This is a genomic window from Mycobacterium heidelbergense (assembly GCF_010730745.1).
Lineage (GTDB): Bacteria > Actinomycetota > Actinomycetes > Mycobacteriales > Mycobacteriaceae > Mycobacterium > Mycobacterium heidelbergense.
In genome coordinates this window covers 3,106,799-3,124,292 of sequence record NZ_AP022615.1, presented here as the reverse complement: position 1 = coordinate 3,124,292, position 17,494 = coordinate 3,106,799, and the positions used below count along the sequence as shown (strand labels likewise).

Here is a 17,494-nt window from a genome sequence, read left to right as displayed (position 1 = left end):
GCCCACCGCTCTGTCAAGCTAGGGCGGTGCGAATCGAGCGGCTCGGCGACCTTGGCGCCGCACCCCGCGTGCTGCGCGCCATCGGCGACGCCACCGATCGGCTCGCGCTGCCGCCGCCGGCCGCGCTGACCGGCGACTGGTTCGGTGCGCTGGCGGTGATCGTCCCCAGCCTGTCGGTGCGGCCGGTGGACGTCGGCCGCGCCTTCGCGGTCCCGCTCGGCTCGCGGACGCCCCCCTCGGAAGCGGTGGGCGGCGGGTGGGTCGGTTACCTGGCCTATCCGGATCCCGCTGCCGACGGGCGGCCGAACCGGATTCCCGAAGCCGCGGGCGGCTGGACCGACTGCGTCCTTCGCCGCGACCGGGACGGGCAGTGGTGGTACGAAAGCCTGTCCGGCGCGCCGATGCTGGGCTGGCTGACCGCCGCATTGGCGGCAACACAGTCACCGCCGCGCGACTGCCGGATCGACTGGGGCGCCGCCGATCGCGCGGCACACCGCGGCGGAGTACTGGCCTGCCTGGAGGCAATCCGCGCCGGCGAGGTCTACCAGGCGTGCGTGTGCACGCAGCTGACCGGCACGGTCACCGGGACCCCGCTGGACTTCTTCATCGACGGCGTCGCCCGCACCTCCCCGGCCCGGGCCGCCTACCTTGCCGGGTCGTGGGGCGCGGTGGCGTCGCTGTCTCCGGAGCTTTTCTTGCGCCGCCGCGGCGCGGTGGTGACGTCGAGCCCGATCAAGGGCACCCTGCCCCTGGATGCCTGGCCGTCGGCGCTGCGAGCCTCGGCCAAGGAGGTGGCGGAAAACATCATGATCGTGGACCTGGTCCGCAATGACCTCGGCCGGGTGGCGACCGTCGGCACCGTCACCGTGCCCGAGCTCTTGATGGTGCGGCGTGCGCCGGGCGTGTGGCACCTGGTGTCGACCGTGTCGGCGCGGGTCCCCGTCGAGCTACCGACGCCGGCGCTGCTGGACGCCGCCTTTCCCCCGGCCTCGGTCACCGGAACACCCAAACACCGCGCCCGCCAACTGATTTCCCAATGGGAGCAGAACCGTCGCGGAATATATTGCGGCACAATCGGTTTGGTGTCCCCGGTCGCCGGATGCGAGCTGAACGTCGCGATCCGCACCGTCGAATTCCACGCCGGCGGTACCGCCGTGCTGGGCGTCGGCGGCGGGATCACCGCCGACTCCGATCCGGACGCCGAATGGGAAGAATGCCTGCACAAGGCGGCCCCGATCGTCGGGCTGGTAGGCGCCCCGGCCGCGGCGCCGGTCGGCTAAGGTTAAACGCCATCGGCCCCGGCTATGAATTTCGGATAACCCGCCGCATCCCGTGCCGCGTGCGCCTAAGCTTCTGACATTGGCCCGCGCCGATCGCGAGTCGACTGCTGGAGGGGACCCGCCATGAGAATCGCCGTCTTGGGCGCCGCGGCTTCCGCCTTGCTGGGTGGAACGCTGGCGGTCACGCCGCTGACCTCGGTGACTACGCCGCTCTCGGGGGAAGCGACATGCGGCAAGGGCGGGACGGTGTGCGAGAAGGTGGCGTCGGTCCTGATGCCCGAGACGCCCGCAGCACCGAAACCGACCACCCAGGCAGCACCGGCTACGCCGTTTTCGGAGGCGGCCAATGTGATCGCGCCCGGTGCGGCGACTCAGCCCCCCGCACCGGGTGTTCCCTCCACCGCGCGCGCGGTGCCCGGCGTGGCCACCGGCCCCGGATTCGGCGGAGGGGGCGTACCGAGCGCGGCCCTGCCCGACGTGGGCGTGGCCGGGCTGCCCGACGTGGCCGGTCTCGTCCCCGGCCTGGCGGACCCGGCCGCCCTACTGCCCGGCCTGGCCGGCATTGCCGGCGTGCCCAGCGGGGCGGCGGTGGCCTTGTCGGTCGTGCAGGGCGTCGTGGGCGTGGGCGGCACCGTCGTGGGTGTGGGATCCGGCCTCGTGGGCACCGTGACCAGCGCCGCGATAGCGCTGACATACCTTCACAACCTGGGCCTCCTGCCGAACCTGAGCCTCCCGTCGCTGCCGGGGATCGGCATCCCCACCGCCGCGGCGGCTGCGGCGGTCCCGGCGGTGGCCGCGGCGGTCCCGGCGGTCGGTCTCCCGGCGGCCCCCGCACTACCGGCACTGCCCGCGGCACCGGCGCTGCCGGCGTTGCCCGCGCTACCGGCGGCACCCGCGCTGCCGGGGCTACCCGCGGCCCCGGCGCTGCCGGCGTTGCCCGCCCTGCCGGCGCCTCCCCCGCTGCCCGGCCCGCCGTCTATCCCGCACCCGCGGTTGTGCACCCCGGGATTCGGTCCCATCGGGGTCTGCACGCCCTGACCTGGCCGACGGGCTCAGTCTCGGCGTGATCGCAGCACCGCGTCGTAGAGCTGGCTCGAGCGCACATCCGGATGCCCCGCGGCCACCTCGCCGCAGGCGTCTTTGACGCGCAGCCCTCCCGCGACCAGCGCCTCCACCTCCGCCAGCAGGGACGGCAGGTCGGCGCGCGGCGCTGCGCCGGCGAGCACGACGGTGATCTCGCCGAGCACGCCGTCGGCCGCCCAGGTCGCCAGCTCGTCGAGCGACCCGCGCACCACTTCCTCGTGGACCTTGGTCAGCTCCCGGCACACCACCGCCCGCCGCGAGCCACCGAGCTGCTCGACGGCGTCACGCAGGCACGCGGGCAGCCGGCGCGGCGATTCGAAGAACACGCAGGTGCGCCGCTCGTCGGCCAGCGAGGCCAGCCACGTTTTCCGCGCCGCGCCCCTGCGCGGGGCGAAACCCTCGAAACAGAACTTCTCCGACGGCAGACCGGACACGGCCAGCGCGGTGGTCACCGCGGACGGCCCGGGCAGGCACTGCACCGGCAGACCGGCCTCGACACACGCCGCGACCAGCCGATACCCGGGGTCGCTGATCACCGGCATCCCGGCGTCACTGACCACCAACACCGTCGCCCCGCCTTTGATCGCCTCGACCAGGGCGGGCACCCGCGCGGCCTCGACCCGGTCGAACAGGCTGACCACCCGGCCGGTGATCCCCACGTCGAGCGCCTTGGCCAGCGTCCGCGCCCGCCGGGTGTCCTCGGCGGCCACGACATCGGCGCGGGCCAGCGCGTCGACCAGCCGCGGCGAGGCATCGGATGGCTGCCCCAGCGGGGTCGCGCCCAGCAACAGACGACCGGAGGTCATATGCGCCGCTCCTCCTCATCGCTACGTCCCCCGCAAGCGGGCGGTGCCCCCACTGCATCGTCGCCGGCGCGGGTCATGCCGGACAGCCTACGATCGACGTGATGACCGCCCCGCCCCGCGAAAGCTCCATCGCCTTGGAAAGCCGCGTCGAGCGTGTCGTGCCCGTCGTCAGCCCCGGGCCGCTGGTTCCGGTCGCGGACTTCGGGCCAACCGATCACATCCGCGGCTGGGTAGTGACCGGCGTGATCGCGGTGCTGGCGACGGTGACCCGGTTCCTCAACCTGGGCTCGCCCACCGATGCCGGCACGCCCGTCTTCGACGAGAAGCATTACGCGCCGCAGGCCTGGCAGGTGCTGCACAACCACGGGGTGGAGGACAACCCCGGGTTCGGTCTGGTCGTCCACCCCCCGGTGGGCAAGCAGCTGATCGCGATCGGCGAGGCGATCTTCGGCTACAACGGGGTGGGCTGGCGGTTCACCGGCGCGCTGCTCGGCGTGGTCATGGTGGCGCTGGTGATGCGGATCGTCCGGCGGATCAGCCGCTCGACCCTGGTCGGCGCGATCGCCGGCGTGCTGGTCATCTGCGACGGCGTCAGCTTCGTCACCGCGCGGACCGCGTTGCTCGACGGCCTGCTCACCTTCTTCGTGGTCGCGGCGTTCGGCGCGCTGATCGTCGACCGCGATCAGGTGCGCCAGCGAATGCACATCGCACTGCTGGAGGGCCGCGCCGCCGAAACCATATGGGGCCCGCGGCTGGGCGTGCGCTGGTGGCGGTTCGGCGCCGGGGTGCTGCTCGGATTGGCTTGCGGCACAAAGTGGTCCGGGCTGTACTTCGTGTTGTTCTTCGCCGCGATGTCGTTGGCGTTCGACGTGGCGGCGCGGCGGCAGTACCAAGTGACCAGACCCTGGCTGGGCGCGCTGCGACGGGACCTGATCCCCACCGCGTACGCGCTGGCCCTCATCCCGTTCGCCGTTTACCTCGCCAGCTACGCGCCGTGGTTCGCGTCCGAGACCGCGATCGACCGCCATGAGGTGGGCCAGTCGATCGGCCGCCACTCGATCGTGCCGCTGCCCGACGCCATCCGGTCGCTGTGGCACTACACCGCCAAGGCTTTTCAGTTTCATGCCGGCCTGACGAATTCCGCCGGCAACCACCACCCGTGGGAATCCAAGCCGTGGAGCTGGCCGATGTCGTTGCGGCCGGTTCTATATGCCATCGACCAGCAGAACGTCGCGGGGTGCGGCGGGCAGTCGTGCGTCAAGGCCGAGATGCTGGTGGGCACGCCCGCCATGTGGTGGCTGGCGGTTCCGGTGCTGCTCTACGCCACCTGGCGAATGCTGGTTCGCCGCGACTGGCGCTACGCCGTGGTCTGGGTCGGCTATTGCGCGGGGTGGCTGCCCTGGTTCGCCGACATCGACCGGCAAATGTACTTCTTCTACGCGGCCACCATGGCGCCGTTCCTGGCCATGGCCATCGCGCTGATCTGCGGCGACATTCTGTACTTCCCCGCGCGAAGGCCCGGTCAAAACTCCGAACGCCGAACGCTGAGCCTGATCGCCGTGAGCTGCTATGTGGCTTTGGTGGTGACCAACTTCGCCTGGCTGTTCCCGGTGCTCACCGGCCTGCCCATCTCCCAACAGACCTGGAACATGGAGATCTGGCTGCCCAGCTGGCGCTGATTCCCCAGCGCGAGCAGACGCAGAATCGCACTGAGCGTGCTCTGCGCGTGCGATTCTGCGTCTGCTCGCGGAGCTACAGGGGGTCGCGCGCCACCGGACAGGACATGCAGCGGGGGCCGCCGCGCCCGGTGCCCAATTCGGACCCCGCGATGGTCAGCACCTCGATACCCGCGTCCCGCAGACGGGCGTTGGTCTGCGCGTTGCGCTCATAGGCGACCACGACCCCGGGCGCCAACGCCAGCGTGTTGTTGCCGTCGTCCCACTGCTCGCGTTCGGCGACCAAAGGGTCGAGCCCGGTGTCGATCACCCGCAGCTTGTCGATCCCCATCGCCGTGGCCGCGGCATCCAGGAACGGGGCCTCATCGCTGATGGTGACGCCGTCGGGCGTGCGCTGGATCGTGAACGCCGACAGCGTGTCGACGATGTTCGCGTACATCACCACGGTGTCGGTGTCGACCATCGTGCACACCGTGTCCAGATGCATCTGCGCGCGCCGCTGCGCGATCGGCACCGCGAGCACCGTGTTCGCGAGGTTGTCGTCAAAGAGGCTGCGCGCCAACGCCTCCGCACCGGCCGGGGTGGTCCGCTCCCCCACCCCGACCGCCACCACGCCGGGGGCGAGCAGCAGCACGTCGCCGCCCTCGACGGGCGCGGTGCGCGACTCGTAGGCGCGCCGCACCCCGGCGAACCGCGGGTGGTGGGCATAGATCAGGTCGGTCAGCGACGCCTCGCGGACCCGGGCGCGCAGCGCCAGCGTCGGGATCACCACCCGCGGGCCGATCCATATCGACGAGTCGCGGGTGAACACGAGGTTAGGCAGCGGCTCGATGACGAAGTCCGCGCCGTGGTGCATGCGAATCACCAACGACACGTCGGTCCGGGTGGCCGGCGGCAGCTCGTTAAACGTCATGCCGGCCGTCAGCACGTTGGCGAGCCTGACCGGGTCCAGGCCGCGCAGGTAGGCCGAAAGCTCTTGCGCCAACGGCAATCCGAGCCGGCGCGCATCGACCGCGGCGGCGACACCCTGCATCCGGGCGGCCCCGCTGTGGTTGAGCGCCTCGGTCAGCAGGTCGGACAGCAGCAGGACTTCGACGCCGCGCGAACGCAGCAGCCCCGCGAACTGGTCATGCTCCTCCTGCGCACGCGCGACCCACGGCAACCCGTCGAACAGCAACTGGTCGTTGTTGCGCGGATTGAGTCGCAGCAGCTCGGCGCCGGGGCGGTGCAGGATGACGACCCGCAGCGCGCCCACCTCGGAATTGGTGCCGAGCTCGACAACACCCATAGTGAAAACCGTAGCCGGTCCGGCCTTCATCGAACGGATGTGCGATAGAGTGGGCGGCGTGGCGATCGCGGTACAGGGCTCGCTGTTCACGCACACCGAGCGCAGACACCTCGGCGACGGCGCCTTCATCGAGATCCGCGCCGGCTGGCTGGCCGACGCCGAAGGCCTGCTCGACGCCCTGCTGTCGACGGCGCCGTGGCGGGCCGAGCGCCGCCACATGTACGACCGGGTGGTCGACGTGCCCCGGCTGGTGAGCTTTCACGACCTGACGGTCGAGGATCCCCCGCACCCGCTGCTGGCGCGGCTGCGCCGGCGGCTCAACGACATCTACGCCGGCGAAATGGGCGAACCCTTCACCACGGCCGGATTGTGTTGTTACCGCGACGGCTCCGACAGCGTCGCCTGGCACGGCGACACCATCGGTCGCGGCAGCTCGCAGGACACCATGGTCGCGATCATCAGCCTCGGCGCCACCCGCACCTTCGCGTTGCGGCGGCGCGGCGGCGGCCCGTCGCTCAGGCTGCCGCAGGCCCACGGCGACCTGCTGGTGATGGGCGGATCCTGCCAACGCACCTGGGAGCACGCGGTGCCCAAGACGTCGGCGCCCACCGGGCCGCGCGTCAGCATCCAATTCCGGCCGCGCGACGTCCGCTAGGCCCTGGTTCAGCCGCGGACCGCCGTCACCGCCTTCACCAGCAGGTCGCGGGCGCGCCCGGTATCCACCGGCGCAAGCACCTGCCCGGGGATCACCAGCGGATTGGCGATGACGATCACCTGGTAATCGCCGAATTGGGCCGAATAGTCGTAGAGCTCGCCGGTGCGGGCGCCCCCGGCCACCACCGCCTGCAGGACCCGGTGCACGCCCGTCGTGCGTGCCCCGTCGATGTGCGGCGCATCGATCACCTCGATGCCGCCCCGGACCTGCGCCCCGGTGAAAGCGACCTTGCCGCAGTCCTTCCCGGGCTCGTTGAACGGCAGGGCTTTCGAGGTCTCCACGGCGATCACGACGAACCGGTTGCCGTTGCCCTCGGCGGAGACGGCGGCCATATTGCCCTGCAAGTCCGGTGGCATGTCCGGCCCCGCTGCCACTTTCGCGCAATTCGCGGGATCGAAGGTCAGGCCGTCGGGTAGCTTGCGGGCGGACAGCAGCTTGGGATCGATCCCCCGCTCCCCGATCTCGGTGACTTTGTACTCAGGCCCGAAGCTTGACCTCACGTCGGCGACCTTGCGGATGTCGACCTTCGCCGAGGAGGCATCGCCACCCGACGAGCAGCCGGCGAGCACACACGCGGATGCGGTCGCGAGCAACACCTTCAACATCGTGGTTAATCTACCCAAAGCGGACGCTCAGCCGCGCAACGTGGACACCGTTTTGACGAGCAGATCGGCCGCAAATTGCGGAGGCAGTGCGGGGAGCGCCGAACCCGGGTCGGTGGTCAGCGTGGTGAACGCGTAGAAGTTGCCGAAGTAGGCGATGAAGGTGTATGCGCGGGAATCGATTTCGGCGCCCGACTCGACGGATGACCTGATGTCGGCCACCATGCCGAGGGTGTCGGCGCCGTCGATGCGCGGGGCGTCGGTGAGGCGGACGCTGGCCGTGGTGTGCCCGCCGGTCAAGGTCCACCGGCCACAGGCCGCCACCAGGCCGGGGTCGAGGTCCACCGGCCCCGGCAAAGCCACCACCACCGCGTCGACGACGCCGCCGGTGCCCGACGCCGACACGCCCTGCGCGGATTGGTCGCGCCCGTTCCCGGGGTCGGCGAGCACGGCGCATTGGGGCGGCTTGGCCCTCGCATCGGCTCCGACGCTCCAGATCACCCGGGGCGAGGCCCCGCCGGGGACGCCGTTGGTCACCTCGTAGCCGGGCGGCAGCTCCCGAACGACCCGCCTGATGTTGGCGGGGTTGACGGCGGCGCCGCGGGCCGACGGCGACCTTGCGGGCGGGCCGGACCGCGTGGGTGTGGACGAATGACCGCACGCGACCACCAGCAAGGCGAGCACGGTAATCGCCACCGGGCCAATCCGGAACGGCCGCATGCCCGTTCATATCACGCCGGGCGCCCCGGATTCAGCCGACCGCCTCGATCACCTGGCGGGCGACCCGCGCGATTCGGTCGGCCACGTGACGCCCGAAGGCCAGCCGGCGGGGCACGTCGATGACGGTGGTGATGACGCCGACGTCCTCGCGCTGCCAGACCGCGCCGTAGTGGTCCATGATCGCGCGCATCGGCGCGTTGTCGGAAAGCATTCGCGCCGAGAATCTTTCGACCCCGTCGACCCTGGCGGCTATGGACAGCGCGCCGATCAGAAAGCTGCCGATCCCCCGGCCCTGGTAGGCGTCGGCGACGGTGAACGCGATCTCGGCGATCGTCGGATCGCTCTCGTCGCGAACAAAGCGCGCGTCGGCCACCGGGTCGCTCCCGTCGGTCGTCATCACCCAGACGAAGTGGTCGACGTAGTCGACCTCGGAGAGGTAGTGCAGCAACGCCGGGCTGGGAATGCGGGCGGTCATGAACCGTCGATACAGCGTCTCGCTGGAGAATTGGATGTGGCCGTGGACCGTCCGCTCGTCGTCGCCGGGCAGGACCGGGCGCAGCATCAGGCGGGTGCCGTCGCGAACGCGTACCGGGATCGGCGTGATGAATGCTGCGAGACGCTGGCGCACCGTGCGCAGCAGCCGCGGCATGACCCCGGGGATGTGCACCAGCCGGGTGAAGGCGTCGTTGTTGCCGATCCAGCCGGTCAGCGGTTCGGCCGTGGTGACCGTCGCGATCCGCGGACCGTCCCGCAACAGGGCGATCTCGCCCACGATCGTGCCGGGCGACGCCTGTCCGAGGGTGACCGTGCCGTCGCTTCCGACGTGGCTGATTTCGGCGCTACCGGACGAGATCAGCAGGAACGACACGGCCCGCTCGCCCTGCCGCATCAGCACCTGGCCGGCCGCGGCGCGCAGCGGCTGAAGGCACGCCGCCAACGGCGCCAGGTCCTCGGTGGGGCAGCCCTCGAAGACGTCCATCGCCGCGAGCTCTTCGGCTCGCGCGCCGGTCAGTCCGGCCACCGCGATGTCCCACGGATCCCGGGGTATCGGCGCCGGACCCGACGTCGCGGTGCCCGCACAGCCATGAACCCGCCGCCCTGTTCTCGTCCCTCCCGCGACGGGCACAGCCCGTCGCGCGGTCCGATCCGACCCACGTTAGGGCGTCCGCCGCCGATGCGGCAACATCCCACGGTCGCCGCGGTTCAGTCGCGCTCGTTGCCGGCGGTTTTGTTTTCGGGCGTTGACGGCGCCGCATGGCTTTTCACGCGGGTGCGAGGGCGTTGGTGGCGACGTCGTATGCCCAGCGGTAGTCGGCTTTGCCCACGGGCGAACGCATCACTTTCGATGTGCGAATGATGCTTTTGGGAACCTTGTAACCGGCGATGCGTCGGCGGCAGGTGTCCACGATCTCCTCGTCGCTGACCGTGACGCCCTCGGCCAATTGGACGATGGCGACGACCTCGCTGCCCCATCGCTGCGACGGTCGCCCGACGACCACGACGTCGTAGACACCGGGGTGGGCGGCGATCGCGCGCTCGACTTCTTCGACGAAGATCTTTTCGCCACCGGAGTTGATCGTCAGCGAGTTTCGGCCCAGCAGCCGGACGCGGCCGTCGGGCAGATAGTCGGCTTCGTCGCCGGGCACCGACCAGCGCACGCCGTCGATGGTGGGGAAGGTGCGCGCCGTCTTCTCCTCGTCCCCGAGATATCCCAGCGGGATCAGGTCGCGACGGGCCAGCCAGCCCCGGCCTTCGCCGGGCTCCAGGGCGCGGCTGAAATCCGTTGCGACGACGGCGGTGTCGGAGCCCGGGGTGAACACCGCGGGCTCGGAGTCCTTGGCGGCCATGGTGTTCATCTGCATCCCCGACTCCGAGGCGCCTACCGCGTCGAGGATCATGACGTTGGGCAGCGCGGCCAGGATGCGCTCGCGCATCGTCGGCGACAGCGGCGCACCGCCGTTGCTGATGGTCACCAGCCGGGACAGGTCATAGGCGCCCGTTTCGATTTCGTCGAGCAAGGGTCGCGCGATCGCGTCGCCGACGACGGGAATGTTCAGCACATTCTCGCGTTCGGCCAGCCGCAGCACCTGGCCGGGGCGCAGGCGCTCCACGTCATCCGGGATCACGATGCGGCCGCCCATGGTGAGGACATAAAACGTCGCCCACTGGGCGGCGCCATGCATGAGCGGGGGAAGCATCAACACCGACAGCGCGCCGGGCGACCGACCGGCTTGGGCGGCCAATTCGGCATAGGACGCCAACGGGTATTGGCTTCCGAAGGGTCGCCCGCCCATGGATGAGAGGAAGATGTCGTGTTGGCGCCACAGCACACCTTTGGGCATGCCGGTGGTACCGCCGGTGTAGAGGATGTAGAGGTCGTCGGGGGTCGGGGTGGGCATCCCGCCCGCGGGTAGCGCGGTGGTGGTGATGGATTCGTAGTCCACCGCCCCGGGCAGCAGCGCATTGCCACTGTGGTCGCCGACTTGGATCAGCACCTGAAGCTGCGGCAGCCGGTCGCGAATGGCCGCCACCTTGGGCGCGAACTCGGCGGCGTAGACCAGCGCGCGGGCATCAGCGTTGTCGAGCAGGTAGATGAGTTCGTCCTCGACGTAGCGGTAGCTGACGTTGAATGGGGCGACCCGCGCGCGGAATCCGGCGATCATCGATTCCAGGTACTGGTTGCCGTTGCGCAGGTAGATGCCGACGTGGTCCTGCCCGGATTGGTGGCCCGCCAGCTGGGCGCGTTCGGTGTGGCAGCCCAGCCCGCGGGAGCTCAGGTAGCGCGCGACTCCGTTGACGCGGGCGTTGATCTGGCCGTAGCTGTAGCGCCGGTCGCGCCATACCAGCAGCGTTTCCTCGGGGATGGCGTCGGCCACTGTTGCGAACACCGAGGACAGGTCGAATCCGGTCATGTCGCTCCTATGCATCCGGCCGGGGCCACGTCGAGGCAGGGGGTCGCATCGCCACCGACGCGTTAGGGCGCGCCGGCCGAGCTCGGTTGTGCGCCGTAGCGCACCGGTAGGGCTTTGACGCCGTTGATCCATCCGTGCCGCAGGCGTTGCGGCTCACCGGTTTTGGTGATGTCGGGGATGATGTCGGCGATCGCGTTGAACATCAGATTGATCTCCATGCGCGCGAGGTTGGCGCCGATGCAGTAGTGCGCCCCGCTGCCGCCGAAACCCAAGTGCGGGTTGGGATCACGCGTGATGTTGAACGTGAACGGGTCGTCGAACACGTCCTCGTCGTAGTTGGCGGAGCTGTAGAACAACCCCACCCGTTGGCCCGCCTCGATCGCCACGTCCCCGACGTGGGTGTCACACAGCGCCGTTCGTTGAAAGCAGTGCACCGGGGTGGCCCATCGCACGATCTCATCGGCGGTGGTGGCCGGGCGCTCCCGCTTGAACAGCTCCCACTGCTCGGGGTGGTCCAGGAACGCGTTCATGCCGTGTGTGAGGGCGTTGCGGGTGGTTTCGTTGCCGGCCACCGCCAACAAGATGACGAAGAACCCGAACTCGGTCTCGTCCAGCGCCTGACCGTCGATGTCGGCGTGCACCAGCCGGGTGACGATGTCGTCGGCCGGACAGCGCCGCCGCTGCTCGGCCATCCGGTAGGCATACCCCAGGATCTCGGCGTTGGCCTCCGCGGGATCCTGCGGATAGTCCGGGTCGTCGAGGTTCATGATCGCGTTGGTCCAGTCGAACAGCTGCTCGCGGTCGGCCTCGGGAACCCCGATCAAATCCGCGATCGCCAGCAACGGCAGACCCACCGCGACGTCCTGCACGAAGTTCCCGGACTCTTTCTGCGCGGCCTCGGCCACGATGCGCCGGGCCGCCGCATCGAGTTTGGCCTCTAGCCCGGCCACCGCGCGCGGGGTGAACAACCGCGACACCAGCGTGCGCAACCGGGTGTGCGCCGGCGGATCATGGTTAATCAGCAGCGCCTTGGTCAACTCCAGCTGCTCGGGGGTCATGCCGTCGTGAAACCGCACCACCACCCCGTTGCGATTGGTCGACCACGTGTCGTTGTCCCGCGAGATCGCCTTGATGTGCTCGTGCTTGCTGATCACCCAAAACCCGCCGTCGGTGAACCCCGCCGTTCCGGGTGGCTGCGCGTTCCACCACACCGGCGCCGTCTTGCGTAACTGCGCGAACTCATCCACCGGCAGGCCCCGCTGCAGCAAATCCGGACTGGTGAAATCAAAACCCGGGCCAAACGGACACGTGGCGGCTTGCATCGGCGATCTCCCCGTCGTTGGGTGCGGTCCCGTCGGATCATACACATCCGTCGCGCTGTATGACCATAGCCGGAGATGGGGTCGGCTACCGTTCCGGCTATGAGTCGACGTTCCCGTACCACCGTGGGCCGGTAATGCGCACCCGCGGCTGGGCCGGCAACGTGCCGGCCAGCGACGAGGAGGCCGTGGCCCGCATCCTCGAAGCGACCCGGCGCACCATCGACGAGCGCGGGGAACAGACCAGCATCGCCGACGTGGCCCGCACCCTCGGTGTCACCCGCCAGACGGTCTACCGATACTTCGCCGGCACCGAGGACCTGTTGTCAGCCACCGCCGCCGACGGCGCCAGCGGCTTCCTTGATCAGCTCGCCGAGGCGCTCGCCGGCATCACCGATCCCGGGGAAGCCGTGGTCGAAGGGATCGCGGTCACCTTGGAACGCCTCCCCGCGGACCCCTACATCGGTTTGATGCTCCGGTCACAGCGCTCCAGCGCCTTCGCCGTCACCATCACGACCGACACCTCCCGCCTGTTTGGACGCTCGATCCTGGACCGCCTCGATGTGGATTGGGCCGACTTCGACGAGCCGGCGATCGAGGACATCATCGAAATGATTCTGCGGACCCTGCAATCGTTCGTCCTCGCGCCCCTGCCCGCATCCGGCGACGAGCTACGCCGCCTGCTGCGGCGCTGGATCGCCCCCGCGGTGACCGCGGCCAGGCACAGCCGACGGGCCAGCGTGTGAAACTCGGCCGGAAGTCCGTCGGGGCGCTGTTCGCTGAGCATCGAGACTGCGGTGGTAGCGGCGCCCGAGGCGAAAAGCTAGCCGTGGACGCAGACTCGATGCCACCAGCGCAGACTCGGCGCCGGCCTATTGCAGGGCGACGCCGAGTTCTTGGGCGAACACTTTGACCATGTGTTGGACGGCGATCTCGTTGCGCCCGATGATCATGTGATCGTGCTGGCCGTGACGGACGCCTTCGCCGCATTGGGGCAGCATGGCAAAGTCCTCGTCGCGCACGGCGGCGTGCACCGCCTCGTAGATCCCGTCGTATGCCGCGCGCATCTCGTCGTTCGCGGCCGGGATTCGGCCCATCCAACTGTGCCGCACGGTGCACCGCGTCGGTTCGCCGTCGGGCAACATGTCGATGATCTCGACGCCGACCATGCTGTTGGCCAGAATCAGGTTCGGGTAGATCCAGTAGATGACGCCCATGTTGGCCGACGGGCCCCAATCCCCTGATGGGTCCTGGTCGAGGTTGGTAATCCAGTTGAACGGGAAGCCAATTCGGTGGTGCTTGCCGAAATCGTCGTAGACCATCGTGTTGGCCAACGTGTTCTGGCCGATGAGGCTTTCGCCGTGAACATAGGGAAAGTGGTAGCCCTCGGCGAACGCCTCCAATGCCCCCTTCCACGACACGTCGGAGCTGAATTCGCGGTCGGTGTGGTAGCCGTAGCTCTCGTAATTCCACAGGGCGAGCTCGGCGCCGAAGTCGCCCAGATGCGCGTCCAGGTCGATCGTCGCATCAGCGGTCAGCACCGCCCAGATGAACCCATGGCGCTCCTCCGACGGCAACTCGACCAGCCCGTAGTCCTTCTTGTTCATCGAATCGAAGCCGGCCTGACCGGGCACCGCGAACAGTTCTCCGGTGTTCTTGTAGGACCACGCGTGATACGGACACACGAACCGCGATGCGTTGCCCGCTCCGCAGGCCGGCTTGGCGCCGCGGTGTCGACAGTAGTTGAGGAACACGTGGCTCGCGCCTGTGCGGTCGCGGGTGACCAGCAACGAGTCACCCAGCACCGAGCGCACGACGTAGTCGTTCTTCTGTGCGATCTGTGCCGAGGGAACGATGGCCAGCGGCACCCGGCGAAGAATCTGCGACTCCTCGATCTCGGTGATCTTCGGGTCGCTGTAGTAGTGCAGCGGAACCTTCAACTCGCGATCGGCGAGGTCGGTGGTGCGGTCCAGCGCATGACGCAGACCGCGCCTCGTCAGCGTCTCGTCGGTGCCATTCACCGGAGTCTCGGCTGTCAGTACCATCACGCTCTCCTCTCGGGCCGCTGTCCAGACCATACATTAACTGCTATTTGTCTTGTCAAGGTTGGGTGTTGGTTGTGCGACGATCACCGGATGCGAAGGCACGGCTGGTCGGGCGACATTCCGGCCGACGACGACGAAGCCGTCGCGCGCATCGTCGCGGCGGCCCGAAACGCCATAGACGCTCACGGGAACGTCACCGTCTCGCAGGTCGCGCAGACCCTCGGGATCACCCGCCAGACGGTCTACCGGTACTTCCCCACCCTGGAAGCGCTCGTGGGCGCCACCGCTTTGTCATCCATCGGCGGCTTTCTCGATCGGCTCTCGGCGCACCTCGGGTCAATCCGCGACGCGACGGAGGCCGTCGTCGAGGGCATCGCCTACACCTTCGAACAACTCGCCCACGACAAGTACCTCAGCCTGGTGTTCCAGCCGGGCAAGGCCAGCGCCTTCACGGCCGGGGTGACCTCCGAAGTGGCGATCTCCCTTGGGCGTTCGATCGTGCAGCGGTTCGACGTCGATTGGCCCGGTGCGGGCTTTGCCGACGACGGGCTCGACGAACTCGTCGAGGTCATGCTGCGCGTCCTGCAATCGCTGATCGTCGACCCGGGACGTCCGCCACGCGCCGGGGCGAATCTGCGTAGGTTCCTGGCGGATTGGATCGCACCGTCGGTGCGCGCCCACGCTCCCGGCCCCCGCTTCCGGTGACGCAACCACGCCGGCCGTAGACATGACACACCAGTACGTGTGTATGGTCGTATTGCCTGTTACAAGCCCTCGGGAGCTGCCAGTCCCATGCACGACGACATCGACCTCACCGACTTGGACCGATTCACCACCGGGTTCCCCCACCACGTCTTCGACGTGCTGCGCCGCGAATCGCCGGCCTGGTTTCACCCGCCCACGGCCCATACCCCCGGGGCCGAGGGGTTCTGGGTGCTCAGCCGCTACGCCGACATCATCGCCGCGGCCACCGACAGCGACACCTTCTCCTCCGAGACCGGCGGCGACCGCGAGGGTGGGGGCACCACCCTGGAGGACATGCCGTCGGGTTTCGCGGTCGGCGTGTTGCTGAACATGATGGATGACCCGCGCCACGCGAAGATCCGCAAGCTGCTGACACCCAGCACGACGCCGCGGGCCTTGCGCGCGATCGAGGAGGACCTGCGCCGCCGCGCGGTCGGGATCGTCGATGCGGCTATTGCCAAGCGCGAGTGTGACTTCCTGGTCGACGTGGCGGCCGAACTGCCGCTGCAAGCCGTCGCCCAGCTGGCCGGCGTGCCGCAGGAGGACCGCCACGAACTGATGAACTGGGCCAATGTCACCCTGGATTACGAAGACCGTGAGGTCGGTGAGATCAACGACCGCGTGACGCAAGCCCAAGCGCAGATGTTCACCTACGGCACAAACCTATTGGAGCGCAAACGGACCCGGCCAGCCGATGACCTGCTGTCGGTGGTGACCCATGCGTTGATCGACGGCGAACCGCTCACCGAAAACGAGCAGCGCATGTTCTTGAGCCTGATCATCGCCGCCGGCAGCGAGACGACACGCAACTCGATCGCCCTCGGAATGTCGGCGCTTAGTGAACATCCCGAGGCGTGGGAGCGGCTGCGTGGCGAGCGTGCACTGCTGCCCACCGCCGTCGAGGAGATGCTGCGTTGGGCGTCGTCGACCCCGTACAACCGGCGCACCGCCACCCGCGACGTCGAGCTGCATGGGCCAGCGCATCGCCGCCGGAGACAAGGTAAGCCTGTGGTGGGCGTCGGCCAACCGCGACCAGACCGTGTTCGCGGATCCCTACACCTTCGACATCACCCGAAACCCGAATCCGCACTTGACCTTCGGCCGCGGCGTGCACTTCTGCCTGGGCGCATCACTCGCCCGGATGGAGATGCGGGTGATCTTCGATGTGCTGCTCGACCGCGTCGGCGCGGTCACCCTGACCGGACCGATCGAGTACGTCCGCAGCAACAAACATGCCGGAGTGCGACACATGCCCGTCACGATCGACGCTCGCTGAAGGAAAGTACATGACCAACATCGCCGAGAAATACATCGACGCCGTCAACCGCGCCGACATCGACGATCTCATGGCGCTCTTCGCGCCGACCGCCACACTGCGGCATCCGTCCGGAACGTACGTTGGTGTGGAGGACATCGCCAACTTCTATCGAACGGTCGTGTTCGCCGGACAGGCGGTGACCGAAATCGAAACGCGGTTCAGCGATCGCGACGCCGAGATCATCCAGATACGCGCGTCGAGCCCGCTGGGCGAGCCCGGCCAATACGTGTACGCCGCAGACATATTCACCATCGGTGACGACCGGATCGAACGACTCGACATCTACTACCGCTAGCCGATGGGGCGTCGCCACCGCCATTTCGGAGGCCGCACCGTTCCTGGATAACCTGATCGAACACCTCGCCGATCCGCCGTCTCACCCAAGTCCTGTTCTGTCAGCCGATTGGCGACCATGCGCCCTACGCGCGACGCGTTGTGGTGAACCGCTCGTCGGTGTAGCGGCGCAGGTTGGCCAGGAAACGGCGAAACGCCACGTTCATCGCCGGACCAGTCAACGGGGCGAACAGCCGCGCCGGGCCCACCAGCCGATTGGCCAGGGTCCACGTCAGGCGACACCCGTGCGCGGTGGGCTCGATACGGTAGTCCTCGGCAAAGGCGGCCAGCGCCGACGTCGAGCTCTCGTTGAAGCGAAACGCCATGTGGCTATTGGGTTCCCACGCCAAAAACTCCTCGTCGCCCACGATGCCGCCACGCATATCGACAACGCGGGTGGCGCCGACGCCGCGAGGCTCGGGGCTCGTCCACGTCACCTTGGTGATGACCGTGGCCCATTGCGGCCAGGCTTCGGCGTCGGCAAGGACCTCGAACAGCTCTTCAGGCGTGACAGCGAGGTCCACGCTGTTGCTGAACCGGTGCGGCGCCGTCCGCAGAAAATCGAGGTCCACCGGGTCGCAGGGATACATCCGAGACAACGGTTAATGCCCCATTTCTGTGTATTCGTCAGCACGAGCCGCCCACGACAGTCT

Annotated in this window: 16 protein-coding genes and 2 pseudogenes; 8 read left to right on the top strand and 10 right to left on the bottom strand. The window is 68.7% G+C overall.

What is annotated here, in order from left to right:
• The first annotated feature begins 26 nt into the window (after positions 1-26).
• A complete protein-coding gene (locus G6N25_RS14825; RefSeq protein WP_083073617.1) occupies positions 27-1,280 on the top strand; it encodes an aminodeoxychorismate synthase component I in 1,254 nt (417 codons plus the stop codon).
• A 123-nt stretch (positions 1,281-1,403) separates the two neighbouring features.
• On the top strand, positions 1,404-2,318 hold the full coding sequence (locus G6N25_RS14820) for a hypothetical protein (RefSeq protein ID WP_083073618.1): 915 nt from the start codon (positions 1,404-1,406) through the stop codon (positions 2,316-2,318).
• A gap of 14 nt (positions 2,319-2,332) precedes the next feature.
• On the opposite strand, the gene rsmI is transcribed toward G6N25_RS14820, so the two are convergent.
• Both rsmI and G6N25_RS14810 read right to left on the bottom strand, forming a co-directional pair.
• Entirely contained in the window at positions 2,333-3,169 is an 837-nt protein-coding gene (rsmI, locus tag G6N25_RS14815; protein ID WP_083073619.1) for a 16S rRNA (cytidine(1402)-2'-O)-methyltransferase, read from the bottom strand.
• Positions 3,166-3,240 (bottom strand): annotated as a pseudogene (locus G6N25_RS14810) (16S rRNA (guanine(966)-N(2))-methyltransferase RsmD); the annotation flags it as partial. The pseudogene G6N25_RS14810 and the gene rsmI, both read right to left, overlap by 4 nt.
• A 30-nt stretch (positions 3,241-3,270) precedes the next feature.
• Here G6N25_RS14810 and G6N25_RS14805 point away from each other — a divergent pair.
• Positions 3,271-4,848 carry a dolichyl-phosphate-mannose--protein mannosyltransferase gene (locus G6N25_RS14805; protein ID WP_083073620.1) on the top strand — a complete coding sequence of 526 codons (1,578 nt, stop codon included), beginning with the start codon at positions 3,271-3,273 and terminating at the stop codon, positions 4,846-4,848.
• 73 nt (positions 4,849-4,921) lie between these two features.
• Here G6N25_RS14805 and arcA read toward each other — a convergent pair whose 3' ends face one another.
• Positions 4,922-6,133 (bottom strand): arginine deiminase, encoded by a 1,212-nt coding sequence (gene arcA / locus G6N25_RS14800; RefSeq protein ID WP_083073621.1) that lies wholly within the window; start codon positions 6,131-6,133, stop codon positions 4,922-4,924.
• Between the two features lie 58 nt (positions 6,134-6,191).
• Here arcA and G6N25_RS14795 point away from each other — a divergent pair, with 58 nt between their 5' ends.
• Positions 6,192-6,788 carry an alpha-ketoglutarate-dependent dioxygenase AlkB gene (locus tag G6N25_RS14795; RefSeq protein WP_179961675.1) on the top strand — a complete coding sequence of 199 codons (597 nt, stop codon included), beginning with the start codon at positions 6,192-6,194 and terminating at the stop codon, positions 6,786-6,788.
• Between the two features lie 8 nt (positions 6,789-6,796).
• Here the strand turns inward: G6N25_RS14795 and G6N25_RS14790 are convergent, their stop codons facing one another.
• From G6N25_RS14790 to G6N25_RS14770, 5 genes are all read right to left on the bottom strand, one after another.
• A complete protein-coding gene (locus G6N25_RS14790) occupies positions 6,797-7,453 on the bottom strand; it encodes a DUF5642 family protein (RefSeq protein WP_083073622.1) in 657 nt (218 codons plus the stop codon).
• Positions 7,454-7,480: 27 nt separating this feature from the next.
• Complete coding sequence (locus G6N25_RS14785; RefSeq protein ID WP_083073623.1) at positions 7,481-8,170, bottom strand: DUF5642 family protein; 690 nt, start codon at positions 8,168-8,170, stop codon at positions 7,481-7,483.
• A 31-nt stretch (positions 8,171-8,201) separates the two neighbouring features.
• The gene (locus tag G6N25_RS14780; RefSeq protein WP_142272588.1) at positions 8,202-9,149 is read right to left on the bottom strand and encodes a GNAT family N-acetyltransferase; all 948 of its coding nucleotides are present in this window, start codon (positions 9,147-9,149) and stop codon (positions 8,202-8,204) included.
• A gap of 283 nt (positions 9,150-9,432) precedes the next feature.
• Positions 9,433-11,082 carry an acyl-CoA synthetase gene (locus G6N25_RS14775; RefSeq protein ID WP_083073625.1) on the bottom strand — a complete coding sequence of 550 codons (1,650 nt, stop codon included), beginning with the start codon at positions 11,080-11,082 and terminating at the stop codon, positions 9,433-9,435.
• Between the two features lie 62 nt (positions 11,083-11,144).
• Positions 11,145-12,404: a cytochrome P450 gene (locus tag G6N25_RS14770; RefSeq protein ID WP_083073626.1), complete on the bottom strand. Its 1,260-nt coding sequence runs from the start codon at positions 12,402-12,404 to the stop codon at positions 11,145-11,147.
• A gap of 134 nt (positions 12,405-12,538) precedes the next feature.
• Here G6N25_RS14770 and G6N25_RS14765 point away from each other — a divergent pair, with 134 nt between their 5' ends.
• Positions 12,539-13,147 carry a TetR/AcrR family transcriptional regulator gene (locus G6N25_RS14765; RefSeq protein WP_083073627.1) on the top strand — a complete coding sequence of 203 codons (609 nt, stop codon included), beginning with the start codon at positions 12,539-12,541 and terminating at the stop codon, positions 13,145-13,147.
• Between the two features lie 126 nt (positions 13,148-13,273).
• Here the strand turns inward: G6N25_RS14765 and G6N25_RS14760 are convergent, their stop codons facing one another.
• On the bottom strand, positions 13,274-14,446 hold the full coding sequence (locus tag G6N25_RS14760; RefSeq protein WP_083073667.1) for an aromatic ring-hydroxylating oxygenase subunit alpha: 1,173 nt from the start codon (positions 14,444-14,446) through the stop codon (positions 13,274-13,276).
• A gap of 90 nt (positions 14,447-14,536) precedes the next feature.
• Here G6N25_RS14760 and G6N25_RS14755 point away from each other — a divergent pair, with 90 nt between their 5' ends.
• The 3 genes and pseudogenes from G6N25_RS14755 to G6N25_RS14745 all read left to right on the top strand — a co-directional run bounded on the left by G6N25_RS14755 (position 14,537) and on the right by G6N25_RS14745 (position 16,803).
• Positions 14,537-15,151, top strand: a complete 615-nt coding sequence (locus tag G6N25_RS14755; RefSeq protein ID WP_083073668.1) for a TetR/AcrR family transcriptional regulator — start codon at positions 14,537-14,539, stop codon at positions 15,149-15,151.
• Between the two features lie 87 nt (positions 15,152-15,238).
• Positions 15,239-16,466: pseudogene (locus tag G6N25_RS14750) on the top strand (cytochrome P450).
• A 10-nt stretch (positions 16,467-16,476) separates the two neighbouring features.
• Positions 16,477-16,803, top strand: coding sequence for a nuclear transport factor 2 family protein (locus G6N25_RS14745; RefSeq protein WP_083073628.1), 327 nt, complete (start codon positions 16,477-16,479; stop codon positions 16,801-16,803).
• Positions 16,804-16,927: 124 nt separating this feature from the next.
• Here the strand turns inward: G6N25_RS14745 and G6N25_RS14740 are convergent, their stop codons facing one another.
• Positions 16,928-17,431 (bottom strand): SRPBCC family protein, encoded by a 504-nt coding sequence (locus G6N25_RS14740; RefSeq protein WP_083073629.1) that lies wholly within the window; start codon positions 17,429-17,431, stop codon positions 16,928-16,930.
• Positions 17,432-17,494: the final 63 nt, after the last annotated feature.

Coding starts and splice junctions, on each gene's coding strand:
- G6N25_RS14820 (WP_083073618.1), top strand. CDS start 1,404: ATGAGAATCGCCGTCTTGGGCGCCGCGGCTTCCGCCTTGCTGGGTGGA.
- arcA (WP_083073621.1), bottom strand. CDS start 6,133: ATGGGTGTTGTCGAGCTCGGCACCAATTCCGAGGTGGGCGCGCTGCGG.
- G6N25_RS14805 (WP_083073620.1), top strand. CDS start 3,271: ATGACCGCCCCGCCCCGCGAAAGCTCCATCGCCTTGGAAAGCCGCGTC.
- G6N25_RS14740 (WP_083073629.1), bottom strand. CDS start 17,431: ATGTATCCCTGCGACCCGGTGGACCTCGATTTTCTGCGGACGGCGCCG.
- G6N25_RS14760 (WP_083073667.1), bottom strand. CDS start 14,446: ATGGTACTGACAGCCGAGACTCCGGTGAATGGCACCGACGAGACGCTG.
- G6N25_RS14770 (WP_083073626.1), bottom strand. CDS start 12,404: ATGCAAGCCGCCACGTGTCCGTTTGGCCCGGGTTTTGATTTCACCAGT.
- G6N25_RS14775 (WP_083073625.1), bottom strand. CDS start 11,082: ATGACCGGATTCGACCTGTCCTCGGTGTTCGCAACAGTGGCCGACGCC.
- G6N25_RS14790 (WP_083073622.1), bottom strand. CDS start 7,453: ATGTTGAAGGTGTTGCTCGCGACCGCATCCGCGTGTGTGCTCGCCGGC.
- G6N25_RS14785 (WP_083073623.1), bottom strand. CDS start 8,170: ATGCGGCCGTTCCGGATTGGCCCGGTGGCGATTACCGTGCTCGCCTTG.
- G6N25_RS14780 (WP_142272588.1), bottom strand. CDS start 9,149: ATGGACGTCTTCGAGGGCTGCCCCACCGAGGACCTGGCGCCGTTGGCG.
- G6N25_RS14745 (WP_083073628.1), top strand. CDS start 16,477: ATGACCAACATCGCCGAGAAATACATCGACGCCGTCAACCGCGCCGAC.
- G6N25_RS14765 (WP_083073627.1), top strand. CDS start 12,539: ATGCGCACCCGCGGCTGGGCCGGCAACGTGCCGGCCAGCGACGAGGAG.
- rsmI (WP_083073619.1), bottom strand. CDS start 3,169: ATGACCTCCGGTCGTCTGTTGCTGGGCGCGACCCCGCTGGGGCAGCCA.
- G6N25_RS14755 (WP_083073668.1), top strand. CDS start 14,537: ATGCGAAGGCACGGCTGGTCGGGCGACATTCCGGCCGACGACGACGAA.